Annotated in this window: 23 protein-coding genes and 2 pseudogenes; 18 read left to right on the top strand and 7 right to left on the bottom strand. The window is 60.4% G+C overall.

Annotation, left to right across the window (positions count from 1 at the left end; translation table 11 throughout):
• From NL528_RS29320 to NL528_RS29305, 4 genes are all read right to left on the bottom strand, one after another.
• On the bottom strand, positions 1 to 1095 hold the full coding sequence (locus tag NL528_RS29320) for an enolase C-terminal domain-like protein (protein ID WP_309177859.1): 1095 nt from the start codon (positions 1093 to 1095) through the stop codon (positions 1 to 3).
• A 46-nt stretch (positions 1096 to 1141) separates the two neighbouring features.
• On the bottom strand, positions 1142 to 1888 hold the full coding sequence (locus NL528_RS29315; protein WP_309177858.1) for a haloacid dehalogenase type II: 747 nt from the start codon (positions 1886 to 1888) through the stop codon (positions 1142 to 1144).
• Positions 1889 to 1980: 92 nt separating this feature from the next.
• Complete coding sequence (locus NL528_RS29310; RefSeq protein ID WP_309177857.1) at positions 1981 to 3504, bottom strand: cation acetate symporter; 1524 nt, start codon at positions 3502 to 3504, stop codon at positions 1981 to 1983.
• 1 nt (position 3505) lies between these two features.
• Positions 3506 to 3820, bottom strand: coding sequence for a DUF485 domain-containing protein (locus NL528_RS29305; protein WP_309177856.1), 315 nt, complete (start codon positions 3818 to 3820; stop codon positions 3506 to 3508).
• Between the two features lie 232 nt (positions 3821 to 4052).
• Between NL528_RS29305 and NL528_RS29300 the strand changes: the two genes are divergently transcribed.
• Together NL528_RS29300 and NL528_RS29295 are read left to right on the top strand one after the other, a co-directional pair.
• On the top strand, positions 4053 to 4928 hold the full coding sequence (locus tag NL528_RS29300) for a LysR substrate-binding domain-containing protein (RefSeq protein ID WP_309177855.1): 876 nt from the start codon (positions 4053 to 4055) through the stop codon (positions 4926 to 4928).
• A gap of 130 nt (positions 4929 to 5058) precedes the next feature.
• Positions 5059 to 5907, top strand: coding sequence for a hypothetical protein (locus NL528_RS29295; RefSeq protein WP_309177854.1), 849 nt, complete (start codon positions 5059 to 5061; stop codon positions 5905 to 5907).
• 421 nt (positions 5908 to 6328) lie between these two features.
• On the opposite strand, the gene NL528_RS29290 is transcribed toward NL528_RS29295, so the two are convergent.
• Positions 6329 to 6700, bottom strand: a complete 372-nt coding sequence (locus tag NL528_RS29290; protein WP_309177853.1) for a DoxX family protein — start codon at positions 6698 to 6700, stop codon at positions 6329 to 6331.
• 86 nt (positions 6701 to 6786) lie between these two features.
• Complete coding sequence (locus NL528_RS29285) at positions 6787 to 7713, bottom strand: LysR family transcriptional regulator (protein ID WP_309177852.1); 927 nt, start codon at positions 7711 to 7713, stop codon at positions 6787 to 6789.
• A 100-nt stretch (positions 7714 to 7813) separates the two neighbouring features.
• On the opposite strand from NL528_RS29285, the gene NL528_RS29280 reads away from it, so the two are divergent.
• The 3 genes from NL528_RS29280 (at position 7814) to NL528_RS29270 (ending at position 11172) form a co-directional block, all read left to right on the top strand.
• Positions 7814 to 8515 carry a glutathione S-transferase family protein gene (locus NL528_RS29280; protein ID WP_309177851.1) on the top strand — a complete coding sequence of 234 codons (702 nt, stop codon included), beginning with the start codon at positions 7814 to 7816 and terminating at the stop codon, positions 8513 to 8515.
• A 57-nt stretch (positions 8516 to 8572) separates the two neighbouring features.
• The gene (locus NL528_RS29275; RefSeq protein WP_309177850.1) at positions 8573 to 9766 is read left to right on the top strand and encodes an aminotransferase class V-fold PLP-dependent enzyme; all 1194 of its coding nucleotides are present in this window, start codon (positions 8573 to 8575) and stop codon (positions 9764 to 9766) included.
• A 95-nt stretch (positions 9767 to 9861) separates the two neighbouring features.
• On the top strand, positions 9862 to 11172 hold the full coding sequence (locus NL528_RS29270; protein ID WP_309177849.1) for an MFS transporter: 1311 nt from the start codon (positions 9862 to 9864) through the stop codon (positions 11170 to 11172).
• A gap of 108 nt (positions 11173 to 11280) precedes the next feature.
• Here the strand turns inward: NL528_RS29270 and NL528_RS29265 are convergent, their stop codons facing one another.
• On the bottom strand, positions 11281 to 11646 hold the full coding sequence (locus tag NL528_RS29265; RefSeq protein WP_309177848.1) for a hypothetical protein: 366 nt from the start codon (positions 11644 to 11646) through the stop codon (positions 11281 to 11283).
• Positions 11647 to 12233: 587 nt separating this feature from the next.
• Here NL528_RS29265 and NL528_RS47245 point away from each other — a divergent pair.
• The 13 genes and pseudogenes from NL528_RS47245 to NL528_RS29200 all read left to right on the top strand — a co-directional run.
• The gene (locus NL528_RS47245; RefSeq protein WP_375143902.1) at positions 12234 to 12380 is read left to right on the top strand and encodes a hypothetical protein; all 147 of its coding nucleotides are present in this window, start codon (positions 12234 to 12236) and stop codon (positions 12378 to 12380) included.
• A 355-nt stretch (positions 12381 to 12735) separates the two neighbouring features.
• Positions 12736 to 13083 carry an aspartate 1-decarboxylase gene (panD, locus tag NL528_RS29255; protein ID WP_309177847.1) on the top strand — a complete coding sequence of 116 codons (348 nt, stop codon included), beginning with the start codon at positions 12736 to 12738 and terminating at the stop codon, positions 13081 to 13083.
• 172 nt (positions 13084 to 13255) lie between these two features.
• The gene (locus tag NL528_RS29250; RefSeq protein WP_309177846.1) at positions 13256 to 14386 is read left to right on the top strand and encodes an 8-amino-7-oxononanoate synthase; all 1131 of its coding nucleotides are present in this window, start codon (positions 13256 to 13258) and stop codon (positions 14384 to 14386) included.
• Positions 14383 to 15024 carry a dethiobiotin synthase gene (bioD, locus tag NL528_RS29245; RefSeq protein WP_309177845.1) on the top strand — a complete coding sequence of 214 codons (642 nt, stop codon included), beginning with the start codon at positions 14383 to 14385 and terminating at the stop codon, positions 15022 to 15024. The genes NL528_RS29250 and bioD overlap by 4 nt, the downstream gene beginning before the upstream one ends.
• Complete coding sequence (locus NL528_RS29240) at positions 15021 to 16280, top strand: adenosylmethionine--8-amino-7-oxononanoate transaminase (protein ID WP_309177844.1); 1260 nt, start codon at positions 15021 to 15023, stop codon at positions 16278 to 16280. The genes bioD and NL528_RS29240 overlap by 4 nt, the downstream gene beginning before the upstream one ends.
• A gap of 401 nt (positions 16281 to 16681) precedes the next feature.
• A complete protein-coding gene (locus NL528_RS29235) occupies positions 16682 to 17239 on the top strand; it encodes an IS30 family transposase (protein WP_309177843.1) in 558 nt (185 codons plus the stop codon).
• A gap of 333 nt (positions 17240 to 17572) precedes the next feature.
• Positions 17573 to 18129, top strand: a pseudogene (locus tag NL528_RS29230) (transposase); the annotation flags it as partial.
• 673 nt (positions 18130 to 18802) lie between these two features.
• A complete protein-coding gene (locus NL528_RS29225) occupies positions 18803 to 19279 on the top strand; it encodes a formate dehydrogenase subunit gamma (RefSeq protein WP_309177842.1) in 477 nt (158 codons plus the stop codon).
• Positions 19276 to 20832, top strand: coding sequence for an NADH-quinone oxidoreductase subunit NuoF (locus NL528_RS29220; RefSeq protein ID WP_309177841.1), 1557 nt, complete (start codon positions 19276 to 19278; stop codon positions 20830 to 20832). Before NL528_RS29225 ends, NL528_RS29220 begins: the two co-directional genes overlap by 4 nt.
• 12 nt (positions 20833 to 20844) lie before the next feature.
• Complete coding sequence (gene fdhF / locus NL528_RS29215; protein ID WP_309177840.1) at positions 20845 to 23739, top strand: formate dehydrogenase subunit alpha; 2895 nt, start codon at positions 20845 to 20847, stop codon at positions 23737 to 23739.
• Between the two features lie 2 nt (positions 23740 to 23741).
• Positions 23742 to 24575 carry a formate dehydrogenase accessory sulfurtransferase FdhD gene (gene fdhD / locus NL528_RS29210; protein WP_309185063.1) on the top strand — a complete coding sequence of 278 codons (834 nt, stop codon included), beginning with the start codon at positions 23742 to 23744 and terminating at the stop codon, positions 24573 to 24575.
• Positions 24565 to 24789, top strand: a complete 225-nt coding sequence (locus NL528_RS29205) for a formate dehydrogenase subunit delta (protein ID WP_309177839.1) — start codon at positions 24565 to 24567, stop codon at positions 24787 to 24789. The genes fdhD and NL528_RS29205 overlap by 11 nt, the downstream gene beginning before the upstream one ends.
• 136 nt (positions 24790 to 24925) lie before the next feature.
• Positions 24926 to 25620: pseudogene (locus tag NL528_RS29200) on the top strand (site-specific integrase); the annotation flags it as partial.

Below are 25620 nucleotides of genomic sequence, written 5' to 3'. Positions count from 1 at the left end.
TTAGTCCAGTCTATATTTTGCGACGACATCGGTGTTCCAGGACAAGCCGTTGCCGGCGCGGGACGGAATAATGGCCATGCCGTCCCTGATCTGGATTGGCTCTTGCAAAATCGAATCGGCCCAATCGACGTATTCGAGCCAATGACGGCCTGGCGTCGCAGCGAGTAGATGCGCGCTCACTTCCGGAAAAAGATGGGACGAGACTTCGCGATTGTAGGCGGCGGCAAGCCCCGCCGCGCGCTGCCAGCCGGTGACCCCGCCGATGCGGTCAAGATCAAGCATGACGTAGTCCGACGCTCCAGCCGCCAGGGCCGCAGCCATCGGCGGCAGCCCTGTGAAGTTCTCGCCAATCTGTATGGGTGTCTTCGCGGCCTGCGCGATCAGCGCCATGTGCCGGTAGTCGTCATGCCGGATCGGCTCTTCAATCCAGTAGACGCCTTCGACATCGAGCGCCAATGCATATTTCATGGCGTCCGAAAACGTCAGCGCCTGATTGAAATCGACCATCAACCGCACCCGATCGGGCAGGCGGCGTCGCACTGCCTTGACGGCTGCAAGGTCTTGATGAAAATCGGCTCGGCCAAGGCGCAGCTTGACAGCAGCAAATCCGCTCTCAAGCAAGGCCTCGGCCTCATCGGCCGCGGCCTCCGGCGACATCAGTCCAAGCCCATTGCTGTTGTAGGCCGGGATGGGTTGCAGGTCAGCCCCCAGATAGGTTGCAAGCGGCAGCCCGGCGGACTTCGCGAGCGCGTCCCAAGCAGCCGTATCAACCGATGAAGCAACCATCGCCAGCGGACCGGTTACGCCGGGAAGCCTGAAATGACGTGAAACGCGCTGCGCGAGATCGAGCGGTGCCAACGGCAGCCCTGTCAGCGCGTCACTTAGCTCGGCGACAATCGGGACAAGTGAACGGGCAATAGACGGCAGGTAACAGAACGCATAGGCGCGCCCCTCGATGCCATCCTGGGTCAGGAGATCGACGAGCAGCAGACACGCATCGTCGATGCTTCTTGCGCTTGTACCGAGCGGTCGCTTCATCGGAAGCGTGACGGCCGTGGCCGTGAGCGAGCGGAGCGTAAGCTTACTGTTGCTCATGGCATCTGTTCCTCCTGGAGCAGGCTAAAGCGGCCAGCGGAATCGGCTAACTCGGCATCGACGACAAGATTTCGACCAGCGCGGAGAGCCCGTCGACGCGATAGTCTGGTTCAAGGCCCAGCTGATCCATCTGCATCCGGAGTGCCCTGAACATGGTCAGCGGTGCGATGAGATCGCTTTTCTGGCAGGCCTCGGCCATGGCCTCGGGCGTCACCCGCTCGATCCACGCTACTTTCAGGCCGAACGCCTTGGCGCCGCAAGCATCGAACGGATTTGAGGACACGAACAGCACGTCGGCAGGCGCGACCCCGAGATTCGTTTCGATTAGCGTGTAGGCATCAGGGGCCGGCTTGAAGATCTGTTTGGAATCGACGCTGATCGTGGCATCCAGGATCCGGTCCAGCCCCGTATTGCCAACAAGAGAATTGAGCATATCGGTGCTGCCGTTCGACAGTATCGCGAGCTTGCGACCCTTCATCGCCGCGAGCGTTGCCTTCGCGTCGGGATAAAGATCGAGATGGGCGTACTTGCCCATGATACGCTCGAACACGCCAGGATCGTTCTTCAGCCCGAGGCATCGCAGCGTGTAGGCTAACGACTCGCGCGTGATGATCGAGAAGTCCTCATAGCGCTGCATCAGCGATCGCAGCCAGGTGTATTCCAGCTGCTTCAGACGCCAGATCTGGGTGATGATCTCGCCATATCCGGGGAAGGCTTCATCAGTGATCGCGGCTACCGATTGGATATCGTAGAGGGTGCCATAGGCATCGAAAACAACAGCTTTGATCGTCACAGGGCGGACCCTTTATCTCACGGGTTGTGGAGTAAAACCGATCGGCCGCGGTGAACCGCGGCTGACTTCTTTCAGCAAGCGCAGCTGCCCATCTACCCCGGCGCGACACCGGTGTGAACCTGAAGCAGGAATGCGTCGAAGCGTTTTTCGTTTTCTGCGTCGCGCCCCGAGATCAGCGTGCCCAACACGGCGCCGAGGAACCCCAGAGGCAACGAGACGATCGTCGGATTGACCAGAGGCCAGAGCGCGTCGGCGCCGCGCATCGCCGGTCCGATCATCGCCAGCACGACTGAAGAGATGAGGCCGACCGTCATGCCGCCGACTACGCCACTGGTATTGAATCTCCGCCAGAACAGCGACAGGATCAACACCGGGAAGTTGGCGCTGGCGGCTACGCAGATTGCAAGAATCACCAGCACCGCGACATTGACGCCCTGCGCGAGAATTCCGAGTGCAATTGCAAGCACGCCGATGACGACGGCAGCGATCCGCGCGATCCGGACTTCCTGTTTGCCGTCGACCTGTCCGCGCTTGATCCAGTTGACGTAGAAGTCGTGCGCAATGGCGCCTGAGGTCGACAGCGTCAGCGCCGAGACCACGGCGAGGATCGTGGCGACCGCCACCGCGGCGACGAAGCCAAGCATCAAATCTCCGCCGAAGCTGCCCTTTCCACCGCCGAGATATTGCGCGAGGAGCGGTAGCGTCAGGTTGCCGCCCTTGTCGGCGGCTCGGATCGCGTCCTGACCGACGTAATTCGCAGCGGCCAATCCGAACAGCGTGGTGCCCGCGAAGAATGCGCCGGCGAGAAACATCACCCATACCACGGAACGACGGGCCGTCTTGGCGTCGGGCACCGTGTAGAATCGCGTCATCACATGCGGCAATCCCGCCAGCCCGAACGTATAGCCAAGTCCGAGCGATATCTGGTCGAACGGATTCTTCAGATAGTTTCCGGGCAGCAGATAATTGGCGGTGTATTTCTGTTCGGCATCGGTGAACAGCGTTAGCGGATTGAAGTGCACCAGCGACAGGATCATCACCAGGATGATCGCTCCCGCGCTCAGCATCAGCACCGCCTTGACGATCTGCACCCAGGTCGTCGCCAGCATGCCGCCGAAAGCAACGTAGACGATCATGCTGATGCCGACCAAAATCACCGCCCAGTCGTAGGAAATGCCGGTCAGCAGTCGCACCAGCACGCCGGCTCCCGCCATCTGCGGCATCAAATAGGCAAAGTTGACAACCACCGTTCCTGCAATCGCCGCAAGCAGCGAGGTTCGCGTCTGCATTCGGCTACGGATGACATCGCCAAGAGTGTATTTTCCGGTATTGCGCATTGGCTCCGCGATCAGAAACAGCACCGTGCAAAAGGCAACCAGCGGGCCAAGCGCATAGAAAGCACCATCCATGCCGTAAAGCGCGGTGAGCCCGGTGAACCCCAGGAAGGCCGCGGCGCTACACCAGTCGCCGGCCAGTGCAAATCCATTTTGCGCCGCGGTGAGCTGGCTGTCGGCGGCGTAGAAATCGCTCGTGGTATGCGTGCGCCTGGCGGCCCAACAGGTGATGCAGAGGGTGATCAGCAGGATGACGATGAATATGCCGAGCGTGAGGTTCATCTCAATTTCCCCGCCCGGAGATCTCCATCGCAGCCCTCGCGGCGAGTGGATCGAACTTGCCGGCGGCGATGCGCCCGTAGACGATCGCGAGGACCCATGACAGCAGATAGTTGAGCGCGATCAGCGCGAAGCCCAGATTGACCGCGCCGGCGATCTTCATGCCCATCAGGTCTTTGGCGAAACCGGCGAATACGGTCAGGCCGATATAACTGACTATGAAAATGATCGTCATCGGCACCAGATACTTCAGCTTCCCGGCGATCAACTCCTTGACCGAGGCGTGCGCAGCCTCAAGCGATGTCCCGTTGCGAGCCACGATTCCCCTCCCGCGTTTTTGTCATCAAATCGCGTCCTTCACGCTCTCGGCATCGATTATGCGATGCGCGGAAGGCGCGGGGCGATTTGCGTCCCGCATTGCAGCGGGGTTGGCCAGTCCTTGGGCGTCATTATGCGCAAAGCGGCTACTACGTCTTTACGGACGGTGTCTGAAGTGGCAAAATGAATAATAACGATGATCGATATCGTATTTTGCGATTATGGAGATCTCGGTGAACTTCGATATCGACTGCCTGCGCTCGTTTCTGGTCATCGCCGACAGCATGAGCTTTTCGCGCGCGGCGGAAACCGTCGGCCGCTCCCAATCGACGATCAGCCAGCAGATCGCGAAACTCGAAACCCAGGTCGGCAAGGCGCTGCTGACGCGGCGCAAGGGTCGTGTGCTCGAACTGACCTCGGAAGGCGGCAAACTCGTGCAGTACGCGCGAAAGATTCTGCAACTCAACGATGAGGCCTATGCCTCGATGTCCGATGACGTACTCACCGGTTTTGTGCGGCTCGGTGTGCCGCTTGATTTCTTTGGTCGCGATTTCACGACATGGCTGGCGCGCTTCAAGAACAGGCATCCCATGGTTGGACTGGAGGTCGAGGCCAATCAATCCGAAAATTTGATGAAGCGTAGCATGCGCGGCGAGTTCGATCTTGCCTTTTTCAAACAGGAAACGGGGGCAAAGAACGGGACCGTGGCGCTGCGCGAACAACTGGTCTGGGTCAGCGGGCCGAATTATTTGGGCGATGACAATCAGTCGGTACCGCTGATCTTATTTCCCGAAGGCTGCGCCTATCGCCGCTTCGCCATCGCCGCGCTGAAGGACCACAAGCGGTCCTGGCATCTCAGTTTCGTCAGCCCGAGCTTTGAATGCCTCAAGTCGGCGGCGGTGGAGGGAATGGGGATCACCGTCCTCGCCCGCGCGCTGGTCGCGCCGCCACTGCGGGTCGTCCGTCATGGCATGCGTCTGCCGCAGCTGCCAACGGTGGAATTGGTCTATTGCGAGGCCGGCGACAGCGACAGTCTCGGTTCTTTAGAAGCCACTCTAGTCATAGGGGAATTCACAAGCGTGCCGTTGCCAGAGGCCGAGGACTTGTAATGTAGAACGTACGATCTAAAATGGGACAAGTGACAATTGTCACCCGATCAACCATCAGTGATCGAAATGGCGTTGTTGCGACACCGGTCTGTCGGACACGTCGATTAACATAACTGAGAGCACAGACGACATGTCTAGCGCCTTTTCACAGCTCCCCGTCTTGCCCGAAATTCGGCAGGAAGACGCTTCTGCGGCCGTCGCCCGTATTTATGCCGATATCAAGCGCGCTTCGGGCACGCCGCTCGTCAATCTGATCTACCGGCACCTTGCGACCATCCCAGGCGGCCTCGAATGGGTGTGGGGCTGCATCCGCATGAATTGGGGTTATGATGGTCTGTTGAGGGCCGCAGCGGCCATGCCGGCCGCGAATGTCGCGATAATTCTTCCCACATCGCTCTGGCGTATCGTCGGACTTTCCGATTCTGACCTCACCGGCATTCGCTCTCTTGTTGCTCAGTATAATTTGACAAATGCAGCCAATATCATCGGCATCACCGCGCTCGCCCATGTCGCGCGTAACCCCGCTTACTGCTCGAACGACGCGATGCTGGATTGGATGGAGGTACCTAGCGGAGCGCCGATTGCCGCAATTCCTTCTGTTCCGAAACTTGATGCACTAGCGCCCGACATCAGGAGTCTGGTCTACTTCGTCAACGGTCTGGGGGAGGAAGGGCAGCCGACGATGGTCGCGAGCCTGTTTCGGCATTTAGCGCTATGGCCGAGCAGTCTCGCGGTTACTACAGCGCTCCTAGCCTCGCTGGCGCAATCGGGCGAACTGACCCGCTTGCGTCAGGAAACGATACAGGCAGCCGAAAGGATCGCTGGCGAGTTGATATCGAGCCCGGGAGTGGGCTTTCCACCTGCCCCTGAAGCGGCACGAGAGGCTCTAGTGCGCGCGCTGGATCTTTTCAGGACGACACTGATCGCCAAGATGCTGCCTGTCGGGCAAATCCTATCGCTGGCTCTCAAACCAGCTTAGCAGTCGCATTCCTGCTAGAAAGGTTTGTCGTCTCTACTACTTGTCCGGACAACGCGATGGGAGCCGAAGCACCGGAGAGACGCCGGGATAACCTGGCCGTCATTTCTGGGCTCGGTTGGCCTCCCGCTTCAGGTCAAGTTCTGTACCGAGCGAAAGAGCCTTATCGCAACGCACGACCGATCGCCGGAAACGCTGAGGCGACATAGCAAACACGTCAGGGCCAACGGAGAGGCACAACGGCCCAATTGGCAGCGGCGACTTCTACAACAAAAATGTGCTATTTGCGGAAGTCGTGAGCAATCATGGAGAGGATGTGCTTTCGGATCAAGCCATCTACTGCCAAGGGCCCAGAACCTCCCAGCACAAGGGCCGCAAGGCAGGCAAGGTACAGCACGTCAGTTTCATAGCCCGGCTGCCCGAACTACGCGCCGGCAGCAGTCACCGCTATGAGCTTGATCGAGCTGAACCCGTAAGGCAGATGCACGGTAAACATGGCTACCAGCAAAACCGCTGCCAGCGGTATGCTGACAAGCGTGACGAAAGCGCCCAAAATTATTGCCAAACCTCCGAATACTTCGATCATTATCGTGGACCATGCCATGAAATTTTGTGCGGGCACGCCGATCGCATGCAAGATCGCCGCGAAGGCTTCCCAGCCCCTGGCGAGTTTGGCGAAACCATGTTCCATGAAGCCATACCCGGCTATCAGGCGCAGGGGAAAGGGAGCCCAGCGGGCCGCCGTATCCCATCGGCTCCTTGATAGCATTTCGATCAGGGTCGCTGCTGCCCGCAAGCGCGTGGCCGCCTGCGGCGCGCGACGGAACTCGGTCTACGCGGAGGAGTTTTGGCGACTGGATAGTGCGAGCCTGATCCATCTTTCTAGGCGCTCTTGCCGCGGATTGAATATGATCGGCTGGCATTCCGATAAAGATGGACAAGCGCTGCCCACACAGCGGAGGCAGCCGGTGAGAGCGAACGGTCTCTGCGCCGCAACAACAGGATGGTACGGCTCACCTCCGGTCTTACAAGACGGCAAGTTGCGAGGGCGGCGTCGTCGCCGCGAGGGGCGGCGAGCTCCGGCACGATCGCAATTCCGACCCCAGCCTCGACCATTCCGAGAACAGAGCTCGGCTGGGCAAGCTCGAGAAAAACCTCAACCTGCGTTCCGATACTCGCAAGCGTAGCTTCGATGACCTGACGACTTCCCGAAGTATTGTTCAGCATGACAAGCCGTCGGCCAGCGAGCTGCGCCCAACGAACGTTCCGATGTTTGGCGAGAAGATCGTCGCGCCGGCATATCAGACGAAAGGGATCCTCCATCAGCGACTGAACATCCAGATCGGAACCAACGATTTCTCCGCTTGCAATCCCGAACTCGACCTCTCCTCGGCCGACCTTCCGGATCACCTCGCTTGCCGCGCTGTCGTCGATGCTAAGCGAGATGCTCGGCCACTTGCTCGAACAATACGCGACACACTTCGGCATAAGGCTGCGGGCCACCGCGGGGACACACGCCATCACGACGCGTCCTCGGTGCTGTTCGCCGATATCGCGTAACTCCCGCAGCGTGGCATCAAGTTCATCGACCAGGCGGGATCCGGAAGCGACCAAAGTCTGCCCGACCGTCGTCAACTGGACCTGACGCGTCGTGCGGTCGAGAAGCTTCAGGCCCAACTCGTTCTCGAGTTGCCGCACCGACAGACTTAATGCACTTTGGGACAAGCCCACATCCTCCGCGGCGCGGGTGAAGCTACTGCGGCGGGCGACGGCCAGAAACGCCCGAAGTTGGCGCAGTGCGACATTCATTTATAGTGCTCATGAATTGATCCGATTTTCCAATTTTACATCAGAATAGGTTTGCGGTTCAATCTGTCCCAGTGCGAATTAGCGAAAATCTGGAGCAGCCATGTCGGACGCGGGCGATACACTAAGATCAAGTTCGGATCAGACCGCTAAGTCGTTATCGGCTGCCACGGGCGGACCGCTCAGAGTGCTCGGCCGCGCGAATTCGTTCAATGTCCGTAAGGTTCTGTGGGTCTGTGACGAGATCGGCATTCCGTTCGTGCGCGAGGACTTTGGCCGTGGTTTCAAGCCGACGAACACGGCGGAGTTTCTTAAACTCAATCTGACGGGGCAGGTGCCTGTCGTAATCGACGGCACCCGGGTGATGCGTGAATCCAACACGATCGTCCGCTATCTTGCGGCCAAGCACAGGGCCACCGATCTCTACCCCGAAGATTTCGGAGGGCGGCAGGCTATTGAACAATGGATGGATTGGGTCGCCTACGATGTCACGCATGCGTTGCGGGGTGCGTTCTTAGGCGGGCAGTTGAAGGAAGCGCCGTACGACCATCCATGGTACGTCGAGCAGGGACAGAAGGAGCTAATCCACGTCATCGGATTGCTCAACGGCCATCTGGCCGCCCATGGTCCCTATATGATGGGGAATCACTTCACCATCGCCGATATTCCGATGGGTCTGGTGGTCAATCGGTGGTTCATGCTCTCAGGTCTGGTTCGGCCTCACTACGCCGCCGTTGCTGCGTACTACGAACTGATGACTGAACGACCTGGTTTCCGCGAGCATGGCCGCAACGGTCTACCTTGATACGCGACGGCCGATCCATTTCGCACCGCTAGTCTCAGCTCATTTTCGGAGTCTTAAATGCAGCAGCACACCGGCCGCCACTTCCTGCAAATTCCCGGACCGACCAATACTCCGCTGCCGATTCTTGCTGCGATCGCGAAGCCGACGATCGATCATCGCGGACCGGAGTTCGCCGAACTTGGCCACGAAGTTCTTGCCGGTATACGTACCGTTTTCAAGACCGGCAATCCGGTCGTCATCTACCCGACCTCCGGAACGGGTGCTTGGGAAGCCGCGCTTGTAAACACGTTGTCGCCCGGCGACCGGTTGCTGATGTTTGAGACTGGCTGGTTCTCCACCCTCTGGAGCAAGATGACAAAATGTCTCGGCCTCGAGGCAGAGGTCGTTAAGGGTGACTGGCGGACCGGCGTGAATGCCGATGTGATCGAGGCCAAACTCCGAGAGGACAAGACGCGCAGCTACAAGGCGGTTGCCGTCGTCCATAACGAGACCTCCACCGGCGTCACGTCGGACATCGCAGCGGTGCGGCGGGCGATCGATCGGGCAGGGCACCCGGCGCTCCTCCTTGTCGATACCATTTCTTCGTTGGGCTCCATTGACTACCGTCACGACGAATGGGGTGTCGACGTGACGGTAGGTGGCTCGCAAAAAGGGCTGATGCTCCCGCCTGGCCTGTCTTTCAACGCCATTTCGGACAAGGCGCTGGCGGCGTCGAAGACTTCAGGGTTCCCCCGCGCGTTCCTGGCTTGGGACGACATGCTTGCGGCCAATGCAAACGGGTTTTTTCCCTACACGCCTTCGACCAACCTGCTGCAGGGGCTAAAGGTCGCCCTGGAAATGCTGCATGACGAGGGGCTGAATCAGGTATTTGCACGGCACGACCGCGCGGCGAACGCAACTCGGACGGCCGTACGTCATTGGGGATTCGACATCCAATGCGTGAACGAGGCGGAATACTCATCGACGCTCACCGCGGTGCGACTGCCGGAAGGACATTCTGCCGATGAACTGCGGCGTGAAATTCTCGCGCGCGCCAACATGTCGCTGGGCAACGGGTTGGGCCCACTGGCCGATCGCGTGTTCCGGATCGGCCATCTCGGCGATTTCAACAACCTGACCGTCGCCGGGACTTTGTCAGGCATCGAAATGGGTCTGAAGGCGCGGGGCATTCCACACCGCAAAGGCGGCGTAGAGGCGGCGATGGATATTCTCGGCGGCAATTGGCCACCAGCAGCGCGGGCGGCCGAATAACGACGAAATTCCCTCAAGAGGTGTTAGGTCGCGACAAAAAGGGACGAACGACGCAATAAAAGCGTCGTCGAGGAGTTTTGGTGGAGGAGCGAGATATGGCCCTAGTTCATCAGGACGCCGACAGCACGGCTGTCATGCAGCCCGTCGCCCGATCTCTTTTCAGGGCACACACGGTCGTTACCACCATGCTCTGCGTGCTGTTCGCGATCATGTATCTTGATCGGGTGAACATCTCGGCGGCTGCCGCTCCTCTCAAGGCGCATTTCCAACTCACTAATACCCAAATGGGGCTGGCCTTCAGCGCCTTTTCGTGGGCCTACCTCGCATCTGTTCTGTTTGGCGGCTGGGGCGCACGAAAATATGGCGCGCGCGCATCACTCTTCGTCGCTGTTTCCATCGTTGGAGTGGGCACAATTCTTACTGGGCTGACCGGTGGCTTGAGCAGTCTGTTTATTGCGCGGCTGGTCGTCGGACTCGGTGAAGGACCGGCTTTCCCTGCGGCTACACAGGCCATGCGCAATTGGTATCCGGCGCACCGGTTCGGATTCATCCAAGGCATCACGCACAGTGCGTCGCGCCTGGGCGCGGCGATCGCGCCACCGCTGGTCGCAACCGTTATTGTCTGGTACGATTGGCGAGTTTCGTTCATCGTATGCGGTGTGGCCGCGATCGTTTGGGCGGTGGTATGGTGGTTCTACTTTCAAGATGACCCGCGTACCCACCCGCAAGTCGATCCCCACCGACTCGAAGTCCTGAGCGTTTCGCTGCCCGACCGCAAGGCGCGCTTTCCGCTCTGGATCCTGACCAAGCGGATGTTTCCGGTCACCATCGTCATGTTCTCTTACGGCTGGACCTACTGGGTATTCGTATCCTGGCTTCCGCTGTACTTCGCAAATCAGCACGGCACCGACCTCAGAAGTTCAGCGCTGCTCACGAGCTTTCTGTTCTTTGCGGGATTGATCGGCAATACGGTAGGTGGGATGACATCCGACCTGATCCTGAAGCGGACCGGGCGCAATCGTTTCGCCCGTTGCGGCGTCGTGTTCACTTCACTCGTCGGTACTGCTCTATTTCTTATACCCTGTCTGTTCATCGACAACCTTACGGCAGTCGTGGCGCTGCTTGCCGCTGCGATGTTCTTTCTGGAGCTGACGATCGCGCCGATGTATGCGGTTCCGATGGATATCTCGAAGGAGTATGCCGGCTTGGGAAGCGCCTATATCATCATGGGCGTGGCGATATCGGGAATTATCTCACCTGTTGTATTCGGGTGGCTCATCGATCTGACCGGAAACTGGAATATCCCGTTTGCGACGGGCGTCCTGATCCTGTTGACCGGTGCGGCGGCCGTCAGTGTCGTGCGCCCCGACGTTCCACTGAAAATCCCGGCTCTGAAAAGAACCTGATGACGAGAAGTAGGGTGGTGGCGAGCCTGTCGCCGATAGCGGCTCGGCATCGGCTGGAATGTCGGTCTCGAGTCTGGCCTGAAATAGTCGCAGGACGACAACAGATCCCTAGTTCTTGACCTCATGCCAAAACCGATCGAGACAATGCGGCTTGAGCTCGATAAAACGCTCGCCGGTGATCACATCCAGATTGCGCGGCCAAGGTAGATCGACGTCCGCTATCTCGGCCACCTTGGTCGGCCTTCGCGTGAGCAGTACGACTTTGTCCGCGAGTTCGATCGCTTCGTCCAGTTCATGAGATGCAAGGATCATGGTCGTCCTCGTCTTCATGAAGATTCTCCGGAGCTGTTCGCGCATGAACGGCGTCATTTCGTAATCCAGTGCCGAGAAAGGCTCGTCCAGAAGCTGGACTTTAGGTTCGATCACCAGCTCGTCCAGTATCGAAACCGTTTGCTGCTGCCCGCCGGACGGCATCCAGCCTATGCTGGCCGTGAGGGGACTGTTGTCGGCCGCGGCTCGCCGAGCAGTTGGCGAGTGAAGTTCGACGGGAGATGCGTGGCCCAAACGATTTCCCAGGACTATCTGGAAATTGTTGCGTCTCCGATTGAGCAAGACGATTCTATGTTGGAATACCGCGCGGCGGGTTGCAAGCGGTGAGCCGCCTTAGCAGCATAGAGGTGGCAGCATTCGAGTGTCTTTACCGGATGCTTATGGCCCGATCACCGTGCGTCGCAAAGGATGTGCCCATTCAAAAGTGCTCAAGGTCGATTAATTGCTCCACTACGACGATGGGCCGATTTCCATATCCATTGATGATAGAAAAGGCGGACAAAGGACTGGCCAAGAGTTGCCTGGCCTTGCCCGGTGGGCCGCTAAGGGTACTTACGGCGTGGGTTTCTCAAGGGTTATCGGATTTCCTGCTTTCCGATTTCAGAACGCCTCCTGCAATGGGAACACGCCGCCTTGCGGTGGCGATCCGAGGCTGTTTGCCCTCGGGATACCCCCACACATCGTGAAACCGAGCGTACGTGAGAGATGCCAGGATCGCGTGAACGATCGCTATGGCGACGCCTTCGCCGGCGACCCTCACCGTACTGAAGATGCCGGTCGCCATTCCGGCACGCTCGGGCGGCACCACGCTGATCGAGAGCCCATCCATCAATCCCCGCGGCATGGCCGTACCAAATCCGGTCACGAACATCGGATAGATGAGCCGAGCGATCGGCGTGCCAGGGGGCACTCGGCCAACCACAGGAGATCACCCGTTGCCACGGCTAGGGCAAAGGAGCGGCCGTGAAAGTTTCGTCTCTAGGGCGAGGTTTAGGAAGAATGACGTTCTTGCATGGCTATTATTTCGGGAATGTTTGAGCGCGCGTTGCTGCTGCGCCAGTTTTGATCGACATAACGTGCTGTCGGGGATGACTCCGCCAACCACGATTGTCATAGTCTCCTGATACGCGCCCATCGTCGCATTTGTATACCAAGCTTGAAGATTGACCGGAGGCTGAGCGCGTCCTAACGCGATGCGGTGCATTTCTAGCGCTCAAAGACGGGATATTCTCGATGCAAGTCACCCTGATGAAAGGCAAGATCCATCGTGCGTATGTCACGGAAGCGGATTTGCATTATGAAGGCTCGATCTCGATCGATCGGACGCTGATCGAGGCTGCCGGGTTTCTCCTCAACGAGCGCGTCGATATCTACAATATCGACACCGGTGCGCGTTTTTCGACCTACGTCATCGAAGCGCCTGCCGGTTCTGGTATCATCGGGCTGAACGGCGCCGCTGCCCGACTCGCGATGGCGGGCGACAAGATCATCATCGTCGCCTACGCGAAGTTCGACGATGCTGAAGCGCGCAGCTTTCAACCGCGCGTCGTCCTCGTGAACGAGAAGAATCAGAAGCTCTAGGCGTTGACGGCGACGAGTGCTGTCATCAGTTTGGGAATGGCTCGCTGTGTGCCGACGAGACGGGCACGCAAAAGCAGACAGCGGTTAAGTCGGACTTGATATCGAAGAGGACGATCCGCATGAGGACGCGCAAGCAGTTTCCGGCTCAGTCGGCCGTGCGGGAGGAAAGATAATGCATGACGGGTTTGAAACGAATCTGCGCGAACTCGCAGGACGGGGTCGGTTGCGCTCGCTTCGCGAGCGCTCCGGAATCGATTTCACGTCAAACGATTATCTCGGCTTGGCCGAATCCGAGGAATTGAGGCGTGCGGCTGCCGACGCGGTGGCGCGCGGCGTGCCGGTGGGATCGGGCGGATCGCGTTTGCTGCGCGGCAATCACCCCGAGCATGAAGCGCTCGAAAGCGAAGCGGCAGCCTATTTCGGCGCCGAGACGGCGCTCTATTTTGGCGGCGGGTATGTCGCGAATTTCACCATCTTCTCGACTCTGCCGCAGCGTGGGGATCTCGTGGTCCACGACGAATTGATTCATGCGAGCGTCCATGAGGGGCTACGTCGGGGACGTGCGGATTTCGTCGGAGTTCCGCACAACGATGTCGACGCCTTCGACGCAGCGATCGTCCGCTGGCGCGCGGCCGGGGGCACAGGGCGGCCCTGGCTTTCGGTCGAAAGCCTCTACAGCATGGACGGCGACAGCCCGGACCTTGCTGAACTATTTGCCGTTGCAGATCGCCACGAGGCCATGGTCGTCATCGATGAGGCCCATGCCACCGGCGTACTCGGGCCGCAGGGGCGGGGGCTCGCTGCGCCCTTCGAGGGTCGCGACAACGTCATCACGCTGCACACGTGCGGCAAGGCGCTCGGTACAGTCGGCGGTTTTATCGTTGCGCCAAGAATTATCCGCGACTTCCTTGTCAACCGCGCCCGCCCCTTCATCTTCGCGACCGCCCCGTCGCCGCTGATCGCCGCGATCACACGTGTGGCCCTCGAACTCTCCGCAACCAATCCCGAGCGCCGGGACCGGCTGGCGCGTCTGGTTCAATTCGCGGGAGGCGAACTTCGCCGTCGTTGCAACATCGAGCCCTCCGGTTCGCATATTCTTCCCGTAATCATCGGCGCCGATCAGGCAGCAGTTGCACTTGCTGCTTCTTTGCAGCGCAGAGGTTTTGATATCCGGGCGATACGTCCGCCGACCGTTGTCGAGGGCACAGCGCGTCTCCGCATCGCGCTGACGGCGAACGTCGATGAGGCTATCGTCGCAGCTTTGTTCGAAGCCCTCGCTGAAGACATGCGAAAGGCTGCATGACCACGCGCATCATTGTAACTGGTACCGATACCGGCGTTGGCAAGACTGTTTTTGCGGCCGCGCTCGCCGGTGCTCTTGGGGGGATCTATTGGAAGCCGATCCAGGCCGGTCTCCAGGAGGAGACAGACAGGCAAGCGGTCCTGCGGCTTTCCGGTCTGTCCGAAGAGCGCGTGTTGCCGGAGGTCTACCGGCTGAAAACGCCGGCTTCGCCACATCTTGCTGCCGAGATTGACGGCATTACCATCGATCCAGAGGCGCTCGTTCTGCCGAACACGAACCGGCCGTTGGTCGTGGAGGGGGCCGGCGGGTTGCTGGTGCCACTGACACGCGACGTCGCTTATATCGATGTCATCGGGCGGTGGCGGGCGCCGGTGGCGCTATGTGCCCGCACGACACTCGGAACGATTAATCACACCCTCCTGTCGATTGAGGCTCTGCGCAGCCGCGGCATTCCGCTTCTCGGCATCGTCTTCATTGGGGACGAGAATGCCGAATCCGAGCGCATCATCGCCGAAATGGGTCACGCCCGGCGGCTTGGCTGCCTTCCACATCTCACGCCGCTGACGGGTGACGTGCTGCGGGCGGCCTTTGCCCTCCATTTTAATATTGGTGACTTCCTGGAGGACTCTGCCGGATGAAATCGATGTCTCCAGTATGGCATCCGTTCACTCAGCATGCCGTGCAGCCCGAGCCGACGCTGATCGCCAGAGGCGATGGCGCCTGGCTCAAGACCGCCGATGGTCGCCGCATCTTCGACGCCATTTCGTCCTGGTGGGTGGTGACCCACGGTCATCGCCATCCGCACATCGTGCAGGCGATCAAGGATCAGGTGGATCGTCTTGATCAGGTGATTTTCGCCGGTTTCACGCACGAGCCGGCGGAACGGCTCGCGCGACGTCTCATCGCGATCACGCCTCCCGAGCTCGAATACGTCTTCTTTTCCGATAGCGGGTCGACCTCGGTCGAAGTCGCTTTGAAAATGGCGCTGGGCTTCTGGCGACATCGCGGCGAGAAGCGTAGCCGTATCCTGGCTCTGGAGGGCGCCTATCACGGCGATACGATTGGCGGCATGTCGGTTGGTGAACGTGGTGTCTTCAATGCACCCTACGATCCACTTCTGTTCGATGTTGAGCGTCTTCCCTTTCCCTCCGCAGGTCGCGAGCAGGCGACGCTGGACGGGTTGAATACGGTATGCCGGAATGGGACGATCGCCGCGCTCATCGTCGAACCCTTGATTCTCGGCGCGGGCGGCATGCTGATCTATCCGCCCTGGGTTCTTGCGGAAATGAAACGCATTTGCGAAACCCACGGTGTTCTCTTTATCGCCGATGAAGTGATGACAGGATGGGGACGGACCGGCACACTGTTCGCTTGCGAGCAGGCCAGCGTCACGCCGGATATCGCCTGTTATTCCAAGGGGCTTACCGGAGGTTCACTGCCGCTGGCGGTGACACTCTGCCGCGCCGACATCTTTGACGCGCATTATTCAACGGATCGAACCAGGACCTTCTTCCATTCCAGTTCATATACCGCGAACCCAATCGCCTGCGCGGCCGCTCTCGCGAATCTGGAGATTTGGGAGCGAGAGCCGGTTATGGAGCGCATAGGGCGTGTTGCCATCCTGCATACCGAAAACCTCGACCGCTTCCGCGACGACCGGCGCTTTACGAATATCCGCCAGATCGGAACGATCGCAGCGTTGGACATCGCAGCGGCTGACGCCGGCTATATGGCCGATATCGGCCCCCGTCTCTATCAGGGATTTCTCGCGCGGGGCCTGCTTGTCCGGCCGCTAGGCAACACGATCTACACCATGCCGCCATACTGCAGCACGGCGAGCGAACTCGACCTGGTTTATGAAGCGATTGGTGCCATCGCCGACGAGATCGAGTGAAAATAGCAGAGACACTGAAAGGCCGTGGTCATTCGGTTCTCCTCGCGCGATCGGCTTCTCAACCGGCTTACTCTTCACGCGGCGGGTTCAACTGGTCAGCGCAACACACTAATCTTTTAGCAAGATGGAGTGTGGACTATGAAGCAACGACGTCGCATCTACTACTCATCCGCTCAGCGGTCGGACGCCGATTTGATCGGGAGTCCTCGTCGGTATTTTCGGTGATTTCGCCAACCGGTGGCATTCGTCCACCGGTTCGGCAGTCCCCAAACAGGCGCTCAGCCTCTCTGAACGGGAGGAGATTTCCAGAGGGCTCAACACGCTGTTCGTTGCGTTCGATTGCTCGGCAATTGGGACGATCTGCATCGACCATCAGCCGTTAGGTCAGTCGCAATGGTGGCTTGCATCACTATCGGGCTGCCCGGTCCGATCAGGCCGTCTGGGATCGGGCGCTGCGTCCCAAGCTTTGCAAGCTGGCTTGCCGTCCGGTTCTGAGCCGGACAGTATCGATCAAGCTGCGGCAGCAATGGTCACCGGAACAAATTGCTGGCTGGCTCAAACGCACATATCCGGGGGAACTGCAAAACCAGGTATCACACGAGACGATCTATCGCAGTCTGTTCATTCAGGCGCGTGGGGTGCTGAAAAAAGAACTGCTTGAGCACCTTAGAGCGAAACGCACTATCCGCCGCTCCAAGCACGCCAGCCTGAAACGAAACGGGCTTGGCCAGATAAAGAATGCGGTGTCCATCAGAGAAAGACCGGCATCGATTGAAGATCGCGCCGTGCCGGGCCATTGGGAGGGCGACCTGATCGGCGGGTCCGGGAACAGCTATGTCGCAACGCTTGTCGAGCGGCATTCGCGCTACGTGATGCTGGTCAAGGTCGCGAACAAGGATACTGAAAGCGTCGTCTCGGCGCTGATCAAACAATCGCAGAGATTGCTCAGTGAGCTTTAGCCCTCAGGTCTGTTGAATTTCTTCATAGAAATCCGACGCGCTGGGACGATGTAGAGTTTCGTTCGGAATATAGGAGGTCTGCAATAGCTTGCGGATATCTAGAAGGCACCGGAAACACTAAACGTCTCTCCCACCAACAGCTAGTCTCGAAATTTACCGAGTTCTTTGGCTCGGAACTACTAAAGATGACAATTCGCACCGACCATTTCGGCTCCCATACGATCTGGGCAAAAAGAAATCGTCCGGCTTAAGAGCAGAGGGCGTTTTCACCCGCTGATGCACGCCCTGGTTCACCTTTTTCTCGAAGAAGAGACGGCCATTACGCCATGCGACATCGAGGCGACGTTTGCCCTTCCGCTGGCGCGCTCGAGTCAGATCAAGGGCCAACAACAGCGCCAGCGCGGCTGGAAGCTCTGTTCCTTCCATGCCCCCGAGACCGAGTGCATCGGCAAGGGCAAAGCCAGCGCGCTCTACGAGTTCGGGGTGAAGGTCTCGATCGTCACCACGAACGCCCGCGCCCCGGGCAGCCAATTCGTGCTGCACGCCAAGGCATTTCCAGGTAACCGCTATGATGGGCATACCCTCAAGGCCGTCATCGAAGAAACCCAAAAACTCGCCGGCTGCGAGTCGAGCGGGTCTATGTCGACAAGGGATACCGCGGTCATGAACACGGAGAACCCGCGCCGCGTCTTATGTCCGGCCAAAAGCGTGGCGTGGTCGGCGCCATTAAGCGCGAACTGCGGCGTCGATCCGCCATCGAGCCAATCATCTGCTACATGAAGGCCGCGGACCACCTCGGCCGCTGCTATCTCAAAGGGCGCGCCGGCGATGCCGCCAACGCCATCCTCTCCGCCGTCGGCCACAACTTCAGACGTATCCTACAGTTTTTGGGTAGCTCCGGGTGGCGTGATCAAACGCAAGGTCGCCGTCAAGGCGCCGAGGACGTTCAAGCAGCGCATCCAGCAACGGTTCTTGTTGATCGGCCCGCAGCTTCGCTCCACGCTTGCAATCGGATCGCCGGATCGTGGTGGATGTGGACTTGGAAACGTTCATGCACTCCTTCACTGCACGACCGCCTTATCTACGGCGGCTTGAAGTCGACGCAACCATCTGCGGTCGTCCTTCCGACGGGCCTTGAAGCGGTCAGCGCACTTCTTTGAGCAGAGTGCAGTTTGCCAAGAGTAGTATCGGATGAGGCCAAACTTTCCGTCACAGATCGCGCAACGCTTGGCTGCGCCATTCCAAAGATGTTGCTGACTGTTGCGCATGTTTGTCTCCTGTGGGCCTTCCGACGTGTGGTGGTTGGTCGCCTCTCGTTCGCCGTCGTGCTTCGCTGAGGGCTCTCTTGCGCTTCTTCCTGATCGCGATCCCCCGTCTCTTCATTATCCGATCAGCGCTCAATCCAGCTTATTAACGGACGACTAAGTTATATCGCGCCGCTGCAAGAAGCGCTGTCTAACTCTTGACAGACATGCCACCCTGTTCGGCGGCATGCTGATGTGTCTCTTGCAACAAGAGCAGGCACCGTATCTCATGGGTGAACAAGCAGCCGAGAGGACGCGGATGACGTCAATTTGCGAACCTTGGAATGCCGTGCGCGGCGCTGACATCATCGCGGAGCTCGCTCACCTTGAAGGTGCGACACTGGTGATCCTGCAAGCGCTACAGGAAGCGTTCGGTTACGTGCCGGAGCCGGCGATCCCCATGATCGCATCAGCGATCAACCTGTCTCGCGCCGAGGTTCATGGCGTGTTCACATTCTACCACGATTTCCGTCGCGAACCCGCAGGTCGGCATGTGCTGAAACTATGCCGCGCCGAAGCCTGCCAGGCCGCCGGCGGCGACGCGCTCGCCGCGCGCGCCGAGGCAAAACTCGGCATTACCGTTGGAAGCACGACAGCCGATGAGCGGGTAACGCTGGAGCCGGTCTATTGCCTCGGCCTTTGCGCAACGGCTCCGTCGGCGATGTTGGACGGCCGCGTGGTCGGCCGACTGAACGAGGCCCGCATCGATGCGCTGGTTGCGGAGGCGCTGCGATGACGATGCGCGTTTTTGTCTCCCGCGATGCCGGTGCGGTCGCGGTCGGCGCCGATGAAGTGGTGCTGGCACTGGAGCAGGCCGCGACCAAACGCGGCGTGGCGATCGAAATCATCAGAACGGGCTCCCGTGGCCTGTATTGGCTCGAGCCGATGATCGAGGTCGCAACAGTGCAGGGGCGCGTCGCGTTCGGCCCTGTGAGCGATTCCGATGTTGCGTCGGTGCTCGACGCGATGGTCACAGGCGCCCCTCACGCCTTGCGGCTCGGTGTGACCGAGGAGATCCCCTGGCTGAAGCGGCAGTCCCGGTTCACCTTCGCGCGTTGCGGCGTGATCGATCCGCGCTCCTTCGAGGATTTTCGCGCGCACGGCGGCTACAAAGGGCTTGAGCGCGTGCTGACGCTGGGTTCGGACGCTATTCTAGCCGATGTTACCACATCCGGATTGCGTGGCCGCGGCGGCGCCGGTTTCCCGACCGGCATCAAATGGAAGACTGTGGCGCAGGCCAGCGCCGAGCAGAAATACATCGTCTGTAACGCCGACGAAGGCGACAGCGGCACGTTTGCCGATCGCATGATCATGGAGGGCGATCCCTTCGTGGTGATTGAGGGCATGACCATTGCCGGCATCGCGGTCGGCGCCAGCAAGGGTTACATCTACATCCGCTCGGAATATCCGCACGCCGTGGCGGCAATGAAGGCGGCGATATCGGCGACGGAGCGCGCCGGCTATCTGGGCACGCGCATTGGTGGGTCCAATCATAGCTTCGATCTCGAGGTCCGCGTCGGCGCCGGCGCCTATGTCTGCGGTGAAGAAACCTCGCTGCTGGAGAGCCTGGAGGGCCGTCGCGGCGTCGTCCGCGCCAAGCCGCCGCTGCCCGCGCATAAAGGCCTGTTCGGCAAGCCGACGGTCATCAACAACGTGCTGTCATTCGCAGCGATCCCCTTCATCCTGGCCGGCGGCGCCAAGGCCTATGCCGATTTCGGCATCGGCCGCTCGCGAGGCACCATGCCGATCCAGCTCGCGGGCAACGTTAAACATGGCGGGTTGTTTGAGGTAGCCTTCGGCATCATGCTCGGCGAGTTGGTCGATGACATCGGCGGCGGCACGCTTAGCGGACGCCCAGTTCGCGCGGTGCAGGTCGGCGGCCCGCTCGGGGCGTATTTCCCGCGTGCGCTGTTCGACACGCCGTTCGACTATGAAGCCTTTGCCGCGCGCGACGGCCTGATCGGCCATGGTGGGATCGTGGTGTTCGACGACAGCGTCGACATGGCAAAGCAGGCACGCTTTGCGATGGAATTTTGTGCGATCGAATCCTGCGGCAAATGCACGCCCTGCCGGATCGGTTCGACCAGGGGCGTCGAGACCATCGACAAGATCCGCGCCGGCGAGCGCGTGGCTGAAAATCTCGCGGTGGTCGAAGACCTCTGCAACACCATGAAGTTCGGCTCGCTCTGCGCGCTCGGCGGTTTCACGCCCTATCCCGTGATGAGCGCACTGAAATATTTCCGGGAAGATTTTGGCCCGGCACCGGCCCGTCTGCAGGCCGCGGAGTAAAGGACGATCGCCATGTCGCTGATCCAGGAAACTGACTTTGGAACGCCCCGCTCCAGATCCGAGGCGATGGTGACGCTCACCATCGACGGCCAGAGCGTCACCGTGCCCGAGGGCACCTCGATCATGCGCGCGGCGATGGAAGCCGGCACGCAGATCCCAAAGCTCTGCGCCACCGACATGGTCGATGCCTTCGGCTCCTGCCGGCTCTGCCTGATCGAGATCGAGGGCCGCGCCGGCACGCCGGCGTCCTGCACCACGCCCGTTCTGCCCGGCCTCGTGGTCCACACCCAGAGCGAGCGGCTGAAGAAGCTGCGCAAGGGCGTGATGGAGCTCTACATCTCCGACCATCCGCTCGACTGTCTGACCTGCGCAGCAAATGGCGACTGCGAATTGCAGGACATGGCCGGCGCGGTGGGCCTGCGCGACGTGCGCTACGGCTATGAGGGCGACAACCACGTGTTCGCCAAGTCCCAAGGTGAAAGCAATCGAGGCGAAGCCAACGCAGCCTGGATGCCGAAGGACGACTCGAATCCCTATTTCACCTACGACCCCTCGAAATGCATCGTCTGCTCGCGCTGCGTCCGCGCTTGCGAGGAAGTGCAAGGCACCTTCGCGCTGACCATTTCCGGGCGTGGTTTTGACAGCCGGGTTTCTGCGGGCATGAGTGAGAGTTTCCTCGGTTCCGAATGCGTGTCCTGCGGCGCCTGCGTACAGGCCTGCCCGACCGCGACGCTGACGGAAAAATCCGTGATCGAGATCGGCCAGCCCGAGCATTCGGTGGTGACGACCTGCGCCTACTGTGGCGTCGGATGCGCCTTCAAGGCGGAAATGCGCGGCGAGGAAGTCGTCCGCATGGTGCCGTACAAGGACGGCAAGGCCAACCGCGGCCATTCCTGCGTCAAGGGCCGCTTTGCCTGGGGGTACACCACCCACAAGGAGCGCATCCTCCGTCCGATGATCCGCGCGAAGATCAGCGATCCCTGGCGCGAGGTGTCGTGGGACGAGGCGTTCGCTTATGCAGCTTCCGAGTTCAAGCGGATCCAGGCCAAATACGGCCGCGATTCCGTCGGCGGCATCACCTCGTCACGCTGCACCAACGAAGAGACCTATCTGGTGCAGAAGCTGATCCGCGCCGGCTTCGGCAACAACAACGTCGATACCTGCGCCCGCGTCTGCCATTCGCCGACCGGCTATGGGCTTGCCACCACGTTCGGCACCTCGGCCGGCACCCAGGATTTCGACTCGGTCGAGCATACCGACGTGGTCATGAACATCGGCGCCAATCCGACCGACGCACATCCGGTGTTTGCCTCCCGGATGAAAAAGCGTCTGCGGGCGGGCGCCAGGCTGATCGTGATCGACCCGCGCCGCACCGATATCGTCCGCTCCGCCCATGTCGAGGCGCAGCATCATCTGCCGCTGCTTCCCGGCACCAACGTTGCCGTGCTGACCGCTATGGCGCATGTGATCGTCACCGAAGGCTTCGTCGATGAAGCCTTTGTGCGCGAACGCTGCGACTGGAGCGAGTTCGAGGACTGGGCAACATTTGTCGCACAACCGAAGAACAGCCCGGAAGCCACTGCGATCGCGACCGGCGTCGACCCGAAGCAGTTGCGCGCCGCGGCGCGGCTGTTCGCGACCGGCGGCAACGGCGCGATCTATTACGGGCTCGGCGTCACCGAACACAGCCAGGGCTCGACCACGGTGATCGCGATCGCCAATCTCGCAATGGCGACCGGCAATATCGGCCGGCCCGGTGTTGGCGTGAACCCGCTGCGCGGCCAGAACAACGTGCAAGGTTCCTGCGACATGGGTTCATTCCCGCATGAATTGCCGGGCTATCGCCACATCTCGGGCGACGCAGTACGCGAACAATTCGAATCGCTGTGGAACGTCAAGCTCAACAAGGAGCCGGGCCTGCGGATTCCCAACATGTTCGACGCCGCGATCGAGGGCACCTTCATGGGCCTCTACGTGCAGGGCGAGGACATCCTGCAGTCCGATCCCAACACAAAGCACGTTGTTGCGGCGCTGTCGGCGATGGAATGTGTCATCGTCCACGATCTCTTCCTCAACGAGACCGCGAACTACGCCCACGTCTACCTGCCCGGATCGACCTTCCTCGAGAAGGACGGCACCTTCACCAATGCCGAACGCCGTATTCAACGTGTACGAAAAGTCATGACGCCGCGCAACGGGTTGGCCGACTGGGAGGTGACGATCCGCCTTGCCAGGGCGATGGGCTTTGAGATGCCCTACGATCACCCCTCCGATATCATGGACGAGATCGCGGCGCTGACGCCGACTTTCTCCGGCGTGTCTTACGCCAAGCTCGACGAACTCGGCTCGGTGCAATGGCCCTGCAACGAGAAGGCGCCCGAGGGAACGCCGGTGATGCATATCGACGGCTTCGTGCGCGGCAAGGGCAAATTCGTCATCACCGAATATGTCGCTACCGACGAGCGCACTGGTCCGCGCTACCCATTGCTGCTGACCACCGGCCGCATCCTCAGCCAGTATAATGTCGGTGCACAGACGCGGCGCACCGATAATATCATCTGGCACGAGGAAGACCGGCTCGAGATGCACCCCCACGATGCCGAGCAGCGCGGCGTCCGTGATGGCGACTGGGTAACGCTCGCAAGCCGCGCCGGCGAAACCACATTGCGCGCACTGCTTACCGAGCGGGTCGCGCCGGGCGTGGTCTACACCACGTTCCATCATCCTGACACGCAGGCCAACGTCATCACCACGGAGTATTCCGATTGGGCAACCAATTGCCCGGAATACAAGGTCACAGCGGTCCAGATATCGCCGTCGAACGGTCCGTCCGATTGGCAGAAGACCTATGACGAGCAGGCCCGCCATTCCCGGCGCATCGCGCCGGTCGTGGAAGCCGCGGAATGACGATGCACGATCCCGTCCGCAAGGCCCGCCGCCAGGTCTGGCGCGACGGCTGCCGGAGTGAAGGCCCGCGCCTGATCCCGGAAGAAACCGCGCTGGCGCTGACCTATAACGGCGGAACCTATGCTGTGATGATGGGCACCCCGCTGCACCTTACGGATTTTGCCGTTGGATTCAGCCTCAGCGAAGGTGTCGTCCAATCCCCTGACGATATCCGTTCGCTGGACATCGTGCATCTCGACGACGGCATCGAGCTGCGGATGTGGCTCGCCCAATCCAAGGCGGAGCTCGTGAACGTGCGGCGGCGGCATATTGCCGGACCGACCGGCTGCGGAATATGCGGCATCGATTCAATCGCCGAAGCGGTTCGTCCGGCCGCCATCGTTCCGCAAGGCTCGTCATTTTCGCCGCAACAGATCACGGCGGCGATGCAGAGCGTCCCGTCGCTGCAACAGATTAATATCGAAACCCGCGCGGTGCATGCCGCCGCGTTCTGGACGCCGGCGCTTGGCATCGTTGCGCTACGCGAGGATGTCGGCCGCCACAACGCGCTCGACAAGCTGGCCGGCGCGCTGGGGCAGGGCGGGGTTTTCGCAAGCGAGGGCATGGTGTTGTTGACCAGCCGGGTCTCGGTCGAGATGGTGCAGAAGTCGGCGGCGATGGGCGTACCGCTGATCGTCGCCGTCTCCGCGCCAACCGCGCTTGCGGTACGGATGGCGGATGCAGCAGGCATTACACTCGCTGCCATTGCGCGTGCCGACGGTTTCGAGGTTTTCACGCATCCCGAGCGAATTGTGGCCGGAGTTGCTGCTTTGGGAGCCGCTGTTTATGTCGCCTGACCGGCTGATCTATATGGCCAATCAAATCGGCAAATTCTTCCAGAGCCGGGGCCACGACAAAGCGGTGCCGGGCATTGCCGAACACATCTGGAAGTTCTGGGACCCGCGGATGCGCTCCGCCATTCTCGCGCATTTCGACGCCGGCGGCGCGGGACTTTCCCCGGAGGTGCGGGATGCCATCGCGTCGCTCAGAAGCGCCGAGATGCAGCTCTAAAGCGAGTTGTCTTTAGGTCGATTCGATTTGGGATTGAACGAAGCCGCTAACGCGGCGTGAACGACGAGGTCACGTGAAGGGCCTCCTGCCTGAGAGGATGTGGGTGTTGTAGCCCCCCAGACAGGAGGTTTCCCAGATGGCCACGATAAGCCCTTTGCGCCGTCGCATGATCGAGGACATGACGGTCCGCAATTTATCGCCGGCGACACAGCGATCCTACATCAGTGCGGTTTCGAAGTTCAGCCGCTATTTCGGCCGATCGCCTGACCGGTTAGAGCTGGAAGACGTCCGCGCCTTCCAGGTGCATCTGATCTCGACCGGCATCTCATGGCCGGCGCCGAACCAGATCGTCTGCGCGCTACGGTTTTTCTACGGCGTTACGCTCGGCGAGATGCTCATCCCGGAGCGCATTCCCTATGCGCGAGAACCCCGCAAGCTACCGGTCGTACTGAGCGCCGACGAAGTGGTGCAGTTCCTCGAGGCGGTATCGAGCCTGAAGAGCCGCGCTCACCACCGCCTATGCGGCCGGGCTCAGGGCCTCCGAGGGTCGCTGGATTGCGGATCGAGGACATCGACAGCGCCCGTGGCGTCATCCAGGCGCGCCACGGCAAAGGCGCGAAGGATCGCAACGTGATGCTATCGCCCCAACTGCTTGGCATCTTGCGCACCTACTGGCGGCTCGCCTGGCCACGGCTTTATCTGTTCCCTGGGCGTGACGAAGATCACCCGATCGATCCGACCGTGTTGCACGCCGCCTGCCGCTCGGCGGTGCAGGTCGCCACCCATACGATCCGGGCGACGCAGAGCCCGCTCGACCGCCTGTCGCTGGAG

Source organism: Bradyrhizobium sp. Ash2021 (assembly GCF_031202265.1).
In the GTDB taxonomy this organism is placed as follows: domain Bacteria; phylum Pseudomonadota; class Alphaproteobacteria; order Rhizobiales; family Xanthobacteraceae; genus Bradyrhizobium.
This window is presented reverse-complemented; position numbering and strand designations above follow the sequence as displayed.